The sequence below is a fragment of the Pseudomonas sp. 43mfcvi1.1 genome, from assembly GCF_900115935.1.
Classification (GTDB): domain Bacteria; phylum Pseudomonadota; class Gammaproteobacteria; order Pseudomonadales; family Pseudomonadaceae; genus Aquipseudomonas; species Aquipseudomonas bijieensis.
Genome location: NZ_UETT01000013.1, coordinates 187,854 through 204,081 on the forward strand (window position 1 = coordinate 187,854; position 16,228 = coordinate 204,081).

At 54.8% G+C, this 16,228-nt stretch carries 15 protein-coding genes; 8 read left to right on the forward strand and 7 right to left on the reverse strand.

Annotation, left to right across the window (positions count from 1 at the left end; translation table 11 throughout):
* A complete protein-coding gene (locus DTP52_RS23355) occupies positions 1-1,458 on the reverse strand; it encodes an MFS transporter (protein ID WP_109755450.1) in 1,458 nt (485 codons plus the stop codon).
* Positions 1,459-1,680: 222 nt separating this feature from the next.
* Here DTP52_RS23355 and DTP52_RS23360 point away from each other — a divergent pair, with 222 nt between their 5' ends.
* Complete coding sequence (locus tag DTP52_RS23360; RefSeq protein WP_109755474.1) at positions 1,681-2,439, forward strand: SDR family oxidoreductase; 759 nt, start codon at positions 1,681-1,683, stop codon at positions 2,437-2,439.
* 79 nt (positions 2,440-2,518) lie between these two features.
* The gene (locus tag DTP52_RS23365) at positions 2,519-3,025 is read left to right on the forward strand and encodes a nuclear transport factor 2 family protein (protein WP_109755451.1); all 507 of its coding nucleotides are present in this window, start codon (positions 2,519-2,521) and stop codon (positions 3,023-3,025) included.
* Between the two features lie 58 nt (positions 3,026-3,083).
* On the opposite strand, the gene DTP52_RS23370 is transcribed toward DTP52_RS23365, so the two are convergent.
* Together DTP52_RS23370 and DTP52_RS23375 are read right to left on the reverse strand one after the other, a co-directional pair.
* Entirely contained in the window at positions 3,084-4,478 is a 1,395-nt protein-coding gene (locus tag DTP52_RS23370; protein ID WP_109755452.1) for a heavy metal sensor histidine kinase, read from the reverse strand.
* A complete protein-coding gene (locus DTP52_RS23375) occupies positions 4,451-5,146 on the reverse strand; it encodes a heavy metal response regulator transcription factor (protein ID WP_109755453.1) in 696 nt (231 codons plus the stop codon). Before DTP52_RS23375 ends, DTP52_RS23370 begins: the two co-directional genes overlap by 28 nt.
* Positions 5,147-5,361: 215 nt before the next feature.
* Here DTP52_RS23375 and DTP52_RS23380 point away from each other — a divergent pair, with 215 nt between their 5' ends.
* The 5 genes from DTP52_RS23380 (at position 5,362) to DTP52_RS23400 (ending at position 9,902) form a co-directional block, all read left to right on the forward strand.
* Complete coding sequence (locus DTP52_RS23380; protein ID WP_109755454.1) at positions 5,362-5,973, forward strand: hypothetical protein; 612 nt, start codon at positions 5,362-5,364, stop codon at positions 5,971-5,973.
* Positions 5,974-6,023: 50 nt separating this feature from the next.
* Entirely contained in the window at positions 6,024-6,668 is a 645-nt protein-coding gene (locus DTP52_RS23385) for a cytochrome b/b6 domain-containing protein (protein ID WP_371925626.1), read from the forward strand.
* Positions 6,661-7,431, forward strand: coding sequence for a molybdopterin-dependent oxidoreductase (locus DTP52_RS23390; protein ID WP_109755475.1), 771 nt, complete (start codon positions 6,661-6,663; stop codon positions 7,429-7,431). Before DTP52_RS23385 ends, DTP52_RS23390 begins: the two co-directional genes overlap by 8 nt.
* 1,136 nt (positions 7,432-8,567) lie before the next feature.
* Positions 8,568-8,960, forward strand: coding sequence for a RidA family protein (locus DTP52_RS23395; protein WP_109755476.1), 393 nt, complete (start codon positions 8,568-8,570; stop codon positions 8,958-8,960).
* A 711-nt stretch (positions 8,961-9,671) separates the two neighbouring features.
* On the forward strand, positions 9,672-9,902 hold the full coding sequence (locus tag DTP52_RS23400) for a hypothetical protein (RefSeq protein ID WP_146206877.1): 231 nt from the start codon (positions 9,672-9,674) through the stop codon (positions 9,900-9,902).
* Between the two features lie 92 nt (positions 9,903-9,994).
* Here DTP52_RS23400 and DTP52_RS23405 read toward each other — a convergent pair whose 3' ends face one another.
* From DTP52_RS23405 to DTP52_RS23420, 4 genes are all read right to left on the reverse strand, one after another.
* Positions 9,995-12,112 (reverse strand): AAA family ATPase, encoded by a 2,118-nt coding sequence (locus DTP52_RS23405; RefSeq protein WP_109755457.1) that lies wholly within the window; start codon positions 12,110-12,112, stop codon positions 9,995-9,997.
* Between the two features lie 3 nt (positions 12,113-12,115).
* Positions 12,116-12,436 carry a hypothetical protein gene (locus DTP52_RS23410; RefSeq protein ID WP_256594278.1) on the reverse strand — a complete coding sequence of 107 codons (321 nt, stop codon included), beginning with the start codon at positions 12,434-12,436 and terminating at the stop codon, positions 12,116-12,118.
* Positions 12,437-12,561: 125 nt separating this feature from the next.
* Positions 12,562-13,422: a hypothetical protein gene (locus DTP52_RS23415; protein ID WP_109755459.1), complete on the reverse strand. Its 861-nt coding sequence runs from the start codon at positions 13,420-13,422 to the stop codon at positions 12,562-12,564.
* A gap of 472 nt (positions 13,423-13,894) precedes the next feature.
* Complete coding sequence (locus DTP52_RS23420) at positions 13,895-15,274, reverse strand: DUF6035 family protein (RefSeq protein ID WP_109755460.1); 1,380 nt, start codon at positions 15,272-15,274, stop codon at positions 13,895-13,897.
* Between the two features lie 686 nt (positions 15,275-15,960).
* Here DTP52_RS23420 and DTP52_RS23425 point away from each other — a divergent pair.
* The coding region (locus tag DTP52_RS23425; RefSeq protein ID WP_146206860.1) for a transposase at positions 15,961-16,228 on the forward strand (268 nt) is incomplete at its 3' end.

Consider the following 16,228-nt stretch of genomic DNA (forward strand, 5'->3'; position numbering starts at 1 on the left):
TCACTCTGCTGGGTGCATGGCTGCCGTTTGCAATTGTGCAGCAGGTTGGCGCGCCAGGGTAAGGCTGAGTCCCGCGCCTAAGGCCAGGCATGCTGCGATGCAGAGTATGGAAACGGTGAAGGCGTGGGTGATGGCCGCCGCGTCTGTATCCGTGCCCAGAAGGGTGTAGAAAATGCCGCCTATTATCGCCACGCTCAGTGACGTGCTGATTTGCAGGGTGGAACTGGCAATGCCCGCAATCATGCCGGAATACGCGGGCGCCACGCGTCCTGTGATCATTCGCATCAATGTCGGAAGGGCCAGTCCTTGTCCGAAACCGATCAGAAAGAGGATGACGGCGAGGGGCAGCGCAGGGGGCGTGACGGCCATCGGTGTGTGCGCCACGAGCCAGGCCAGGAGCACGAATCCCAACACTTCAAGTCCCATCCCGACCGGATTGACGTATGCCCCCAGAAAACGCCTGAATTGAGGGGTGGAGAGTGGTCCCAGCAAAAATCCCGCGCCGAAAGGAAGGAAGACGAGGCCTGCATTGAGTGGGCTCGTATGCAGCGCTCCCTGTAAATAAATGGAAAACAGCAAGAAAAACACGCCGATCGCGTAAAAGGTCAGGGCGACGAGCAGTGCCCGGCCCAGCCCAGGCGTGCGCAGTGCGGCAGGATTGAGCAACGGTGCGCCTTGCGCTTGGTGCAAACGGGCTTCGTAGTGCCAGAACAGCCAGGCCAGCAGCGGCACCGCCGCAAGCGACAGCCAGGCCCACAAAGGCCAGCCCGCCTCACGCCCTTCGATCAATGGAACGATCAGAGCCCCAAGCGTCACCATGGACAGTACCGTTCCGCCCAGATCCAGCTTGCTTGTATGTTGTGCGCGGGTTTCCCTGACCACGGGAATTGCGATCAGGATGACCAGCAACGCAATCGGCAAATTAACCAGAAATATCGCCCGCCACCCCAAGCCCATCAGGTTGAGCGATATCAATATCCCGCCAAGTGCCTGGCCGACTACCGACGCCAGTCCAAAGACCGCGCCATAGAGACTCAGCGCCAAGGGCTTTTCGGACTCGGGAAATATAGCCTGCGCCGAAGCGAGTGCCTGGGGCGCCATGACGGCTGCCGTCACGCCTTGCAGCGAACGTCCGGCGATCAACACCCAAGGTGACTCGGCGACGCCGCAGATCAGTGAGGCAACTGCGAAACCAACCAGGCCAAGGAAAAACATTCTCATGCGACCGTAGATGTCACCAAGCCGTCCGCCGGTAATCAGTGTCACGGCATAAAGCGTCGCATACGAGGAGATGATCAACTGTTCGGCGGATGAGGCCGTGCCCAGCGATTGCTGAATCGAGGGCAGCGCCACGTTCACGATGAAAAAATCCAGAGGCGGTAAAAACGCACCGACCAATAAGATGGCGAACATCAACCAGCGCCGCGGTTCTGGTGGGGCGACTTTTTTCTGAGGCATAGGGTCTCCTGTCTGAAACCATTCGGTTCCAGAATATTCTCGATTGCGGGTCATGCTCTGAATCAGCTGGCTCCAATCTAAACGATCAAACCTTCGCTTACGCCTCACATAATTGAACGGCCAATGTTCATTTATGGCAGTGCCGCTCAGCTCCTGACTCCTCTCAAAATGGCCGCACTGTGGTTTCAGTCGATCCACACAGCCGAGACTGAGGAGTCAGATATGTCAGGTAAATTCGCTAATCAGGTTGCTGTCGTCACTGGCGCATCCACCGGGATCGGGTTTGCGATTGCGCAGGGCTTGATTGCCGAGGGGGCCAGACGTGTTTACATCACTGGGCGTTCTGCAGCCACGCTGGAAGCGGCGGTGGCCAAGCTGGGCGATAGAGCGATCGCGGTCACTTCCGATGTCGCGCGCCAGGCTGATCTGGATAAGCTCAAGGCGACGATCGAGGCCCGCAACGATCAGTTGGACTCAGTGTTTGCCAACGCGGGTATTTGCGAAAAAAACCCGCTGGGCGAGACCACTGAGGCGGCTTACTTCAACATGTTCGACATTAACGTGAAGGGCGTCTTTTTTACTGTGCAGACGTTGATGCCTTTGTTGAAAAATGGCGCTTCGATCGTGCTGACGGCTTCTATCTGCTCCAGCAATGGGATGGAAGGACTGAGCCTCTACAACGCATCCAAGGCTGCGGTGCGGTCTTTCGCAAGAACTTGGGCCAACGAACTGAAAGGTCGCAAGATTCGAGCGAATGTCCTGAGCCCAGGCTTCACCCGCACCCCTCTGATGGATAACGGCTTGAAGATGAGCGAAAGCGACATTGCCGCGCTGCGCCAGCATGTCGAGCAGATCACTCCGCTGGGGTATATGGCCCAACCTGAAGAAATCGCCTCGTCGGCACTGTTCCTTGCATCCGCCGATGCGAAATATGTCAACGGTGTGGAACTGATGGTCGACGGCGGCCTGTCGCAGATCTGAACACTCGCTCAACCGTAGCGCAGCCCTCTCAGAGGGTTGCTTTCAGCGCTTTTGCGAAGCCTCAGCAGGAAACCTCATCATGAACATTGAAGAACTGACCACCCGACTGGACGCCCTGGAAAGTCGCGCCGCCATCGAGTCGCTGATCAGCGCCTACGCCAATGCCTTCGACCGCGTCGACGCGTCGCTCCTGAGCGCAATCTGGCACGAAGAATCGACACTGGATCTACCGGGTTTCGGCAAGGCCGGAAACCGTGACGAAATCCTGGTTATGGCGCAAAACAGCTGGCGCCAGATGCCACATATGCACCACTGGATGGCCAATCCGCTGATCCAAATCGAGGGTGACAGCGCGGTAGGTACGGTAGCTGCGGATTGTCTGTTCCATGACATTGAAAAAGGCCCGGTGCAAGTCAGCGGGTTGTACCACGACAGGTTTGAACGTCGGGACGGAAAATGGGCGTTCTTGTCACGTCGTTTTGAACTGCATTTCCTGACACCGTTGAAAGATTGGGTACCCATATCGGGTGATGAAAAGTACGCAGTGGAGCAACATCAGAGTCGGAGCACGCTTTCAAAGGGATAACGTGCTTGCATGATGTTCAGTGAAGGCGCGAACGACAAACGCTGCCCGCTGATGTCGTTCAAGCTGCAGGGAATGACAGCGAAAAACGGATAGTTCCGGGTTTCGGCTGTTCGACACGCACGTGCCCCCCATGCAGTTGCATGATTGCCACGACGATGGCGAGGCCAAGGCCGTAAGAGTCGGAGTTTTGGTGGCGAGACGCATCGCCACGGTAAAAGCGGTCGAAGAGTTTGCCCAAGGTTTCGTCACTCAGCACAGGCCCTTGGTTCTCCACCTCAATCCGGGCACCGCCGTGGGTTTCCATTACCCGCATCAGAATCTCGGTGCCTTCGTAGGCGTAGCGAATTGCGTTTGCCACCAGGTTGCTCAAGGCTCTGCGCAGCAGCAAGGGGTCGGCGAGCACGTTGCCATCGCCTGTTATCTGGAAGCTCATTTGCCGCTCTTCGGCCAAGCCTTCAAAATATTCGGCAATGCGCTGTGATTCGTCATGCAGCGATAGCTTTTGGCGCTCCACCACTGCTTGCGCTTCATCGGCGCGCGCAAGGAACAGAATGCTTTCGACGATGCGCGAGATCCGTTCGAGCTCTTCAAGGTTCGAAGCGATCAGTGCCTGATAGTCATCCTCGCTGCGGCGTTGGCGAAGGGCGACCTGGCAATGCCCCATCAGCGATCCCACCGGCGTGCGGATTTCATGGGCAAGGTCGGCGGAAAACTGCGTCAACCGCTGATAACCCTGGGCAAGGCGATCGAGCATCGCGTTATAGGCGTCACTCAGCTGTTGCAGTTCAACCGGCGTATCGGCGCTGTCCATGCGGCTGTGCAGACGCTCGGGCGTTATGGCTGCCGCATGGGCGGCCATTTTGCGCAACGGGCGCAGCCCTCGACGCAGTACCAGGTAACCCAGCAACGCGGTTGCCAGAAAGGCCAGGGCAACGGCCAGGTAGATACGCTCGCGATACGCCGCGAGCATAGCCATTTCCTTGCCCATGAGGTGCGCGGCGGTCAGTCGGACTTCACGTCCACCCGACGTCGTGACGACGGTCGCGGCGCGCAGCATTGTCCCCGAGTCAGTCACGCCGCTGCGCAGGTCACTGACGCTCAGCTTTGTATCCTGGCCGATCACCGGCAGTTCAGGCAGTGTGACGTTGAGTGGGTTGACCTGGATTACCGGTGGCTGCCCCGGCTCTTCAATGATGAAGATGTCGTCTTCGCTGTCGAGCATGTTCTTGAAAATCTGCGGGCTGTCGCGCAGCTTTTCGATGGCGAGCTCGTAATGCAGCAGCTTGCGAAAGTGCTCCAGACGGCCCATGACCGCATGATCGCTGTATACCAATACCGAGGCTTTCATCGTCTGATACAGATAAGCACCCGCACCGGCCACGGCCAGCATCGCTACCATGGAAAACGCCACGGTCGATCGCAGGGTCAGAGAGGGTTGGCGTCGGGACCGCATGGCCTCACCTCGCAGACATAGCCGATACCACGAATGGTATGGATCAGTTTGATCGAATACGGCTGGTCGACTTTGTTGCGCAGACGCTTGACCGCTACGTCCACCACGTTGGTATCGCTGTCGAAATTCATGTCCCAGACTTCCGAAGCGATCTGTGTCCTGGACAGCACATCGCCTGCCCGACGCAGAAACAGATGCAGCAGGGCGAATTCCTTGTTGGTCAGCACAATCACCTGCTGTTGGCGTGTAACGCGGCGCCGCACCAGGTCCAGCTCCAGGTCGGCGAGGTGGAAATGGTCGGCTTCGCGCACTACACCGCGACGCAAAATGGTGCGGATGCGTAACAGCAGTTCGGTAAACGAAAAAGGTTTGACCAGGTAATCATCGGCGCCCAGTTCCAGACCGCGAATGCGGTCATGCAACTGGTCGCGAGCGGTGAGGAACAGCACGGGGACGTCTTGTCTGGCGCGCAAGAGCTCAATGATCTGAAACCCGTCAATCCCGGGCAACATGACGTCCAGCACGATCAGGTCGTAGCGCGTATGCAAGGCCATGTGCAGGCCGTCGGCACCATGCTGGGTCCAGTCGACGTTGTAACCGGACTCGCCGAGCCCCTTTTTGAGGTACTCACCTGTTTTGGTGTCATCTTCGATCAGCAGGATATGCATCGTGAGGCGCGCTCGGGTCTCTTCATGACGGGATTCAGCCCGCGACATCGGTATCTCGGCTGTGCAGTGTAACGAGATGAGCCGGCGCAGTCGGTTACATTTCTGTCATTCAAGGGCAGGGTTGGCGAATGACAAAAATGTCATTCGGCGGTCATCGTGACGTCCCGGTCTGCGGTCGAGGATGGCGGCACATCAACCCATGAGGAATCGTCGCCATGCAACTCAAACACGCCCTGTCTACCACATTCGGTTTGTTGATGCTCAGTGCTGCCGTCATTGCCACCGCGGCCGACATGCCGGTCATCAAACCGTTGCGCGGTACGGTGGAGAGCGTCAGCAACAACACGCTGACATTCACTGTCCGCTCCGGCGCCCAGCAGACGATCGGACTGACAGACAAGACCGGTATCAACCGGGTATCGAAGGCCAATATCGACTCGATCAAATCCGACAGCTTCATTGGCTCGGCGGCCATCCCGCAGGCCAACGGAACATTGAAGGCGCTGGAGGTCACGGTATTCGACGCCAGCCTCAAGGGCAGCGGCGAAGGTCATTACGGCTGGCAGAATGCGGATGGCAGCACAGGCACCATGACCAACGGTACCGTGGGGAAACTGTCCAAAGCTGACGGCCGCACATTGACCGTCAACTACAAGGGCGGCGAGAAACAAATCGTCGTACCGGATGATGTGCCAATCGCCTACGTCGAGCCAGGCAAAGCCGATGAACTGGTCAAAGGTACGAAAATTGTCGTGTTCCCGGCCGCAGATGGAACCACCGCGCGCGGCATCGCGGTTGGCAAGGATGGCTTCCAACCACCGATGTAATTACCTGAAAAGGCAGGGGCGCTGTCGTCTGGCAACGCTCCGCTACATGGATGGCTTCCAAGGGGAAACACGTGAGACAGAAAAAGCTTCATCCCTGGCCGGTTCGCCTCACCCACTGGCTCAACGCCGCCTGCATGGCCTGCATGTTCATGAGCGGCTGGGCCATTTACAACGCCTCGCCGCTGTTCGGCTTCAGGTTTCCGGCAGCGGTGACCGTGGGCGGTTGGTTGGGCGGGGCGCTGGCCTGGCATTTCGCATTCATGTGGCTGCTGCTGATCAACGGCTCAATTTATCTGCTGTATGGGTTCGCCAGTCGGCATTTCAAACGTGAGTTGCTGCCCATCGGGCTGGCCGCGTTGAAGCATGATTTGACGGACGCTTTGCGCTTACGGCTGGTGCATGAAAAGGGCGTCTATAACGCGGTGCAGCGTCTGATGTACTGGATGGTGCTGGCGGCAGGCGTGCTCGTCGTCATCTCGGGCGTGGCGATCTGGAAACCCATTCAACTGCAAGAGTTGGTCGCGCTGCTGGGCGGCTATGACGTTGCTCGTTATGTACATTTCGGGGCGATGGCGATGATTGCTGCATTCGTCGTGATTCATCTGGCCTTGGTGATTTTGGTACCGAAAACCCTGCTGCCAATGATTACGGGTGGAGTGCGGTCTCTTGATACCGGGGAAAATGGCCATGACTGAACCCAGAAAAAAAACTCTTCAGCGCGTCAGGCTTGAACCTGTGCAACAGCTTGAACTTGAGAACATTCAGCGCCGCCATTTTCTTCGTGCCGGCTTGACCGTGGGCGCGATGTCGATGCTGACCGGTTGCAACCTGCAGGACGGCGATCAGGTCGACAAGGTCCTTTGGGCCATGTCGCGCTGGAACGATCGGGTCCAGGCCTGGCTGTTCAGCGGACGGAAACTGGCGCCAACCTTCACAAGGGCGCAGATCACCACGCCATTTCCGTTCAACGCATTCTATGGTCAGGACGACATCCCAGAGGTGGACTTGGCAAGTTACTCGCTCGCCGTCTCCGGCCGGATCAGGGACAAGGCCCCCTGGACACTCGAAAGCTTACGCAAACTGCCGCAACGTAGCGATATCACCCGTTTGATCTGTGTTGAAGGCTGGAGCGCCATCGGGCAATGGGGAGGAGTACCGCTCAAAACCTTCCTGGAACACATCGGGGCCGACACCACAGCTAAGTTTGTCGGTTTCAAATGTGCTGATCGTTATTACTCCAGTCTGGACATGCCAACTGCCTTGCACCCACAAACACTGCTGGCGCTGGATTACGCTGACGTCGCGTTGCCGCCCGAATACGGCTACCCGCTCAGGGTTCGAGTACCCACCAAGTTAGGCTTCAAAAACCCCAAGCATGTTGTCGAGATTTTCGTGAGCAACGACAACCCGGGCGGGTATTGGGAAGACCAGGGATACAACTGGTTCAGTGGAATCTGATGAGGCAAAAAACCTAAACAATAGACATTCGATGCAGAAACCGCTCCTGACGCTTACGGCCGAATCAGTTTTCTCTTGGATGCGCGTTAACTCCCCATCTCACCCGCGCTACTAGCCACTCTTGCCCCCATGGGGCAGGCAGGTCGAGGTAGCGCCGTTCCGTCCTGGTAGTGCATAGCAACGCCAGGAGCATCGGAGTGAGTGATGACATCAGCTCTGGTATGAGGTGCTCTTATGACCGGTATTTCTGCGGTACCGCCAGCTCCAACCGTGTTGCCTACTTCAGAAAACAAAATGCGAGTTCCTACCGATGGAGCCGATTTCCGCTCCCACTTGCAGGCTCAGTCCAGGTCACATGTGCAGCAGCCGGATACAACAAGCGCACAGGTGTTATCTGACTCGACCATGAACGTGTCACGCCGACCGGAGATGGAGGCAATGCTTCAAATGTTGGCATGGCGCAAGCGTACGCAGAGCGCTCCGAGCAAACCAGGTCGCACAGTGCCAGGTACGCGAGCCGGTGGCCTGGATACTACGGGCTTCAACTTCCCCGTTCGAGGCGTTTTGGCTACCAGTGGAGTTATCCAACAGAGCTGCCTAAATGAGGAGGGTAGGCCGCTCTACTTGAAGTCTTTTGATGACCGGGCCGTGTGTACTTCTGGTGGCGAAGAAAGCGAACTCTCCTCTGACGTTATCTGCGGAGGGGGCCTGAATGCATTCGCAATTGCAGTGGCTCTGTCCGCGATAACCCTCACCTGGATACCGATTGAGATTGTTCGAGCGCCACTACGATCGCCCAATATTCGGATTTTGCGCCGTCGCAAGCCCTCTTCAGCCGAGAGCCATCTTTTCGACCAGTCAGATTCAGAGGAAGGGGGGGAAACAGACGGCTCTCGATAGCTCTTTCGCCGCAGGCTAGGATTTCTACGGGGAATGCAGATACGGCGATTTCGGTGGGCCTTTGATTATCCTACCCATCGAAGGAAGCAGGAGGCTGGTTGAACTGTTCAGATTCCACGTAAGCGTCCGCCTAATACCTGCCGGATTTGATTGATTAATGAGGAGTGACCCGAGTGGACGCCGCTCTGGCGCCTGGGTCAGCTTTCGTATCCGTTTATATTTTGGGCTCCACAACCATGACTGATCGTCAGATTATTGTTCCAGATAGCATGAGATTGCTCTACGAGCATGCTGGTTATGCACCAGCTGTAAAGGTAGGAAAAACTCTTTATTGCGCTGGTCAGGTAGGCCGGACGCCGGAATTATCAGTTATCGAAGACCCCGAGCAGCAGTTTTTGGCAGCATGGGACAATCTTCGGCTCGTCTTGAAAGCCGGTGGCTGCGAATTTGAAGATGTCGTCGAAATGACAACTTATCACGTCGATATGCACCGCCATATGCCCATTTTTAGACGCGTGAAAGATGAAGTCTTTCCCAGGGGCACTTGTGCATGGACATGCATAGGTGTCGGTGAACTGGCTCGCCCCGGCCTGCTCGTGGAGATCAAGTGCATCGCCGTAGCGCGGTAATTTTTCTGATGGGCACCTGGATATACAAAGCTTGGATGTGTGTCCATCTATGCCTCAGTCGATCTGAAATTTTACTCGCCCGCTGCGTCGGCAGGAGCGTGAGAACGTTCTTGCGTGGTTGTGAACCGCAGCGGGTGAGGTTTTGAGGAGAGGGCTGCTGGACCTCAGGCTGGGGGCAGCCTTTTCAAACCATCCAAATCATGTCCTCAGATGTGCCCCCAATGTAGCAATCCACTGGAAGTGAATGGCGCTCCATGGTTTGTGGAAAGGCTGAAATGCTCAGATAAACAGCCCGTCCGACGAAACCTAGAGACTGTCAGGCTCGCCAAAAAATATTTTGACATAGCTCTAGGACGGTGGTTTCAGGTCAAAAATATTTGATCTTGCCCCCAGCGATGCCCCAAGTCGCCGACGGTACACGAGTAGTCATCCTTCCTGAGCCGCCCCGCATGCGCCGTCAATCAAACACGCTGAGAATCGATTTGCCGGAAGCGCTTCGCGAGGAAGGGGCGTACCTGGATGCCCTGATGCAAAGTCCTGCTAGGCCATCGGTGTCGTTGCAGACGATCACCTGCCGCTGTCGCCTTGGCCACCCCGGCAGACTAGGCGACACGGTTTGTCGCCCGACGCTGGAAGATGGGCTCAAACGCCACCGAGCACACGGAAGGGGACCTTGCTTGTTTCTCCAATGGCCCTCGTGGGCGTACCCGGATGATTGCTAATAGTAATGGTAAGGTCGGCCTCACGGCATCACTTTGGGCTCAACTGGCTTTCCTGCTCGCGCTGTTGTTCCTGTCGCTCAGCTTTATCGCGCTGCACATGGGGGATCGTTGTGCTGATCGGTTTCATTTACATAATCACGAAGCTGACGTACTCCTTCCAAAAGTTCTGAAGAACAGCTTTTTGAGGACGCATCTCGCAAGCCACGGCTTCGGTGCCTGACTGGGTTTTCAGCAACTCCTAGGTGTTTGTAGGCCGGCTGCTCTTGGCATAATGGCCCACGTATGCCAAGAGCAGGGCTGAATCAGTGACGGCTAGTCATCGCCTACCGGTGTGGTGTCTCCGTCGGGCACGATGGCTTTTTTCCCCAGCTTGATGAGTTTGAACGTCACATCTGCGGTGGCTTCAAGGTAGGCGGGTTCGCTGTCATCGAACGACGCAGCCACGATACTTTGTAACCCCTCCAACTTGTTAAGGCATTTGAACAGGGCTCGCTGGCTCTTTGTGGCCATGGAGTGCTGCCCGGGCTCATCAAACAGCAGGAAGCCAGGGTGATTGCCCTTGACGGTTTCATGTGCAGACGTTTCATAAATTGAAAGGATGTAACTCCATATCAGACGGACAAAATCGCTCGCACTGGATTCGGATGCTATGTTGGTGCTGTCGCGTGATGTGCTGCGAGTAGATGCCTTTTTGAGTTCGCTAAACTTGCTGTTTTGAATCTCTCTCAGCTCGATTTTTTCAAGCTCCGGAAGCAGGTTGTCAATGTTGAACTTGACGTCCTTCACTGGGGCACTCTGGTAGTCAAATTCGCCCACATAAGATCTGAAGAATTTTTCAAACAGATCGTACTTTTTCAAGTCGTCATCGGTATATATGTCGCTTGGTAGTTCTGCTCGGGCTTCTTGGTTGGTAGCGAACTGTTCAGCGATATCTCCCAGCTGGATAAGGTGTTCATCAATGCGCCGTGAGAACTTTCCGATATCTTCAAGATTGATTTCGATCTGAAGCTGGAGGCGCATGTTTGCCTTGGAGACAACGGATGTCGTTGTCAGGTCAGATCTCAGAGCACGAAGCCTGCTCTTCGAGTCGGAAATTTGTTTTGTAAAGTTTTCATTTGCAACTGCCACCTCCCGCATCGAACGTTCAATCGCAGCATTGTCACGCTCAAGCATAATAATTTGCGACTTGAGGTAGTTAATGTTCGTTTCGATGTCCATGTGCGGCACTTGCTCGGACAGGTCTATAAGGGATTTACCCACGCTCTGATAGCATGCCGGACAAACGTTCTTCGAAATATTGAGATCGAGCGAGGCACCGTACTTGACCAGCTTATGAGTGGCCTCGTTCTTGATCAGCTCATCTTCCGCTTGCTTGATATGCTGAAGGTTTGCATTTTTTGAGGCCCGGTGGAGTGTGAGGTCTCCAAGCGACGACTCATAAGCCACGGTCAACCGCTGCAGGTGCTCAGTTTCGGCATCGATAGCGCGGAGTGTTTCCGCAGGAGTCGTATCCTTCCACGCCGTTTCGTCCTTTTGAAGTTTGGTCAGGGTTTGCAGTTGCGCGCGTTTGTGTTCGCCCAGAGCCACGTTGTTACCGTTGGCCATCACCTTGAAAAGTTGGACGCTACGGGGGTCAAACTCTGTGACCGGAGACTTGGGAAGGTGAGCCACCTTCACAAGATTTTTGAGGGCGTCGCTATGAATGGATTTGGTAATGTCGGCCCAAAGGTTGTGAAGCGTCAGGGCTTCGACATCGAGCCTGGCTTTCTCAGTCTCCAGTTCGAAGACATTGGTACCGACCAGGTAGTCAACGACCTTTATGCGCGCATCCCGAATGCCGAAGTAGGGCAGGTTGGCAATGTAGTCTGTCCAGCCCCGTTTCTGCTCGATGGCCATCGCTGCAAAGACGTATTGCAGGTACAGCTTTCTTGGGTTGCCATTCTTGTCTGGAACCGACGGAAGATTAAGCCCAAGGAATTTTTCAAGGTAGGTGTAGTACCCATCATTGTAGATAGCGCTGCCGGAGTCATGAAGAAACAGAAACCGCCCCTCAGCAGTCTGGCCTTCAGTGAGGCCGGCACATTCCTGCACCTCGATGAGGCGAGTGTCGAAGCCCTCATCTTTAATTTTGCGCGTTACCGTGATGGTCTTTCCAAGGGACTCCATTTCCATGGTGACCCAGGAGCGGATGATATTGCAGCGCAGGCCATCATTGTCGACATAATCCTTTAGTACGTAAGTAAGCGCTTTGTCGTTTTGGGCCCCGAAAATCTGCTCCATGCCGAGCGCATAAAGAATGCTCTGCACAATGGTACTTTTGCCCGCAGAGTTCCGACCACGAATAATGTTGAGGTTCCGATTGAAAAATGCGAGAAAGCCGTAGGGGCCGTCGTCTGTTTCGATAAAGATTCTGATGCCTTTGATGAACACGTTTTAGTCCCATTCCTTGGATACGGTCTTGACCATATCTTCCGTAATCTTTCTACCGATGGCGATGAGTGCAGCCTTTTCGTCTGTCATCACAGTGCCGTCAGACATTATCTTCTTGACCAACTCCCGCCCCTTGTCCGTGAGCATGAAACCGGTTTTGGTGGGCTCGATCAGTTGGTCGCCGCAGGCCAGCTGCAGGGCAATCGAGAGTGCTGGGTCAAACCCCCATATTGGCAACGTGATTTCACCCAACTCTGCTGCCAAAATCATGGTGTTCACGTGGCGCTGTTCTTTGATCGCCCAATTCATCAAGTGGAGCTTCACTAAGCTGCACTTTCCTTTATAGCCCGTTCTGTCGAGTATGAGTAAGGCTTGGCATATCTTGTACATCGGCCTGAGGTCGACAAGTACTGGCATTGGACGTGATGTGAATTTTAAGGTGGCCATTTTTACCGGAAGTCCATTCGGCAGACAGCGAGCCAGCGTGCCACGGTTCTCTTGACGATGTCGTCCGCCATGGTCGCATCAATATTTAATAGCTTGTCATCCTTGAGGTGTTGCGTGAGGCTCGTTCGTACCGTGCTGACCAGATTGTCAGGGTTGCCGGTGAGCTCATAACTCATTTCTTCAACTCTCTCCTCAAGTCCGTGCAATGTCCGAGCGACTTGCCAGTAGGTATGTGGGTGGGAGTTGTACAGCTGGTGGAAGAATGGATCATGATCCAAAAAAGCACGTCGAGTCAGTTTGAGTAGCCCCTCGAAAGCAGATTCACCTTTATCCCCTGCGCGCAACTTGGTTTTGCGCTCTAGATTGCCTTCGTAGTCTGTCTTTTCGTCGTTCAGTTCCGGGATCTTCGGTGTTTCGCGGGCGATCGTGATTGGCGCACCTTCAATTTGGCGCACCTCATTGATCTCGTTCATGTAGTAGCCCGCGTCGTGCACATAAACGGTGAATTCTTCGTGCAAGTGCGGCAGGCCCCAGTCGCGAACCTCGTTTTGCTTTTTGACCGCGTGCACGATGAGATCTTTGTTAATGACGTCAGGTGTAATGAGATACCAGTTTTTTATTCTTGTTTCGCCGAGTATCGATTGAAGGCCGGTTGCATAATTTCTCAAGCTGTTCAGGTCGCTTGTTATTTTTGTGCGCTGATGAGCATAGAGCTCTTTGCGCTCATAGTGAAAGTCTGGGCAGTAGCATTGAAACGCATGACCGGTTTCTCGGGTAAATCCCTCAATGCCGAAATCACCACCTGAGGCCGGAACATGCTGATAACCCTCAGCAGCATACTTTTTTTTAAGAACCAGTTGCATCAGTGCTTCCCAACTCGGCCCGTTAAATGCCCCAATCGATGTGTTAATCAAAACTCGACCGCCCCGCCTATTACCGGTTAATCCATTCCGAGATTGAGCTGTCGCGCGCCGTCCCGGTGTCGCTAAATTGCACTCGACGCTATCAAAATGCTGGCACAGCGTCTAGCATGTGCTCGATTTAGCAGATTATTGATACTGTTCATAAATACAGCTATTGTCGTGCGATGAACTGAAGGATGTCGCGGGCAGCTGCAACACCGTTACTGATGCCAGGCCGGTTTGCACTTTACGCATGTCAACGAACGGACTGCTATGACTGATTACGTTTGCCGCGAATGTGTGGGTATTCGTGGCGGAGGTGAGGTGATCAGCATCTAAGCCCGCGCGCTTTTCTAAGGCGACTCTCATGTGGAGAGTAAACGCGCCAATGAGCTACTAGGCGTGAAAGGCCAGGGGTGAGCCAAGCCTTTTCTCACCAATGTCTCTCAGCCGCAAGTTCTTCCTTGATCTCAGGCACCAAGAACGCAAACAACCGATTGTATTTGAGGTCTTGGCGGTATGCCGGATCTTTGCTTCGCAGAGCTTCTCGAATGATTTTGCGGCGTTTTTCCCACGTCTTTTTCGTGTCCTGGGAGGCCAACGACTCTGCTTGGTGGAAAGCTTCCAGTGTCCAGCCGAAAGGCAACAAGTAGGCTTTGTAGTAGTCGAATGCGGTGTTCGTCACATTGATTAGGCGGGGCAGGCGGTAGCCAATGGGGCGACCATATCTTGCGCTGAGAACAATGGATACTGCGCCATGAAATCGGCCCTCATGAAATGAGCGAGGCAGCAAAATCTGAGGCATTGCGAGAGTCATACGTTCTCGCAACTCGCTCCAGGCCAAGTCAGCCTCGGGCTCCTCGCTGGTACCGTGCTCTAGCCAAAAGTCGTGGAATTCTTGGCAAAGTCGGGCAGGAGCGATCGTTTCCTCCAGCTCTTTTCGGTGAGTCACATAGTCGTAGAAATAGACCAGTTGCTGTTCCGTATCGACAGTTAGCTGATCAAGAAATACCTCTTCTTCATGCCATTCGTTGAAGATCATCCGACCTTTGAGATGTGGAACCGCGTACCAGCAGGTCAGCGCCATACGTTTTGCTTCTCGGGAGCGCTCCAACGTTCGCTCATTCACAACGAAGACGTTCAGGTTATTGAGGTAGAAAATATCCTGTTCAGCGGTACGGTTTTCTTGGGGGTTGAAGCCCTCGAAAACCCATACGATGGCACCACCGTTGACCCGGTAGAACTCTCTTCTGCCTACGATCTCCGTAAGAAAGGTAGTGGACAGCTGGACTTCAAACGCAAACCGCTGCTGCTTTCGGTAAACTTGAACATCAGGCTTGCGCCATCTTGCCCGGTCAGCGATGGGCATCCCACGCCATACCTTTTCAACCTCCGGTTCGGAGCAGGCCGAATCGGCATATAAGCTGTCCCTGATAATGCCTTTGAGTCGCAGGTGAGCCGCGCTTTCTTTCGCAGCGTTGTATTTCATCCGATTAATCTGATCAGCGCTGAATGCCCCCTTAGTCGATATCGGGCAGCCCCTGGTGCCTTCTTCATCCGGATGGTGACGGAAGTGAAACCGCCGCTGTTGCGTAAGCACGAGCATCACCGCACCGCCGCAAATCCTGCATACCAGCCATGGCTGATTTGGGTCGCGAGCGTAGCGGCCGGCGAGTTCGTTCCTGTCCTGTATTACGACCACCAAATCGCGCCTCAGGAACCTGTCTACATCCAGAGGCTCCCCGTTATCGAGATTTAGGATTTCGTTTAGCAGCATTTGATCCGTAGGCTGGGCTACGTCATAGGTGAACATCGATCACTCCCTGATTGGTCTTGCATCCTGGTCTGATGGGTAAAACGCACCATTCCTATTGAAAGGTCGCTGGGCCACTATGGTGCTATCGGACCCATTGAGTCAAAACCTCAGCCGGCAAGTCTGCTACCAGGAGGCCTTGCATTGACTTAGGTGGGACTCACGGGAAGAAAGTGGCTCGCCGTCCGGCAACTCAGGTACCCGATCCCGGCCATAAGAACGGGAAGGTAACTTCACCATACCCTTACACCCGTTCCTCATTGATCGTGTTGGTCTCCGCATTTCACCTTTGGGCCATGCCGCTATGTTCGGGAGGGGGGAGGGCCGTATCGCGTGCCTGCACCGGGCTGGCAGTATTTCAGAAGTGCCAGAAGAAGTAACCGACAAGCTGATGTGATCGGATAGCGCTCGGCGGCGATTTGGGAACAGCTGCATGCGACTCTTTCTAGGAGTGCGCTGTTGAGCCTCAGGCTGGGGGCATCCTTTTCAAACCATCCAAATCATGTCCTCAGATGTGCCCCAAATGTAGCAATCCATTGGAAGTGAATGGAGCTCCATGGTTTGTGGAAAGGCAAAAATGATCAGATAAACAGCCTATCCGACGACGCCTAAAGACTCTCAGTGTAGTGGTCTAATGAAACCGGACACCCATTTAGGTGAGAATGCTCGCCAGATCGAGGTGTCAGATGACCAAACAACGCCGTTCCTTTTCTGCTGAATTCAAACGCGAGGCTGCCGACCTCGTGCTCAAGCAAAACTACAGCTACATCGAAGCCAGCCGTTCACTTGGCGTCGGCGAGTCGGCCCTGCGCCGCTGGGTTGATCAGGTTCAGCAAGAGCGCCAAGGTGTTACGCCGCAGAGCAAAGCATTGACCCCGGAACAACAGAAAATTCAGGAGCTGGAAGCCCGGATTGCCCGGCTTGAACGGGAAAAATCGATATTAAAAAAGGCTA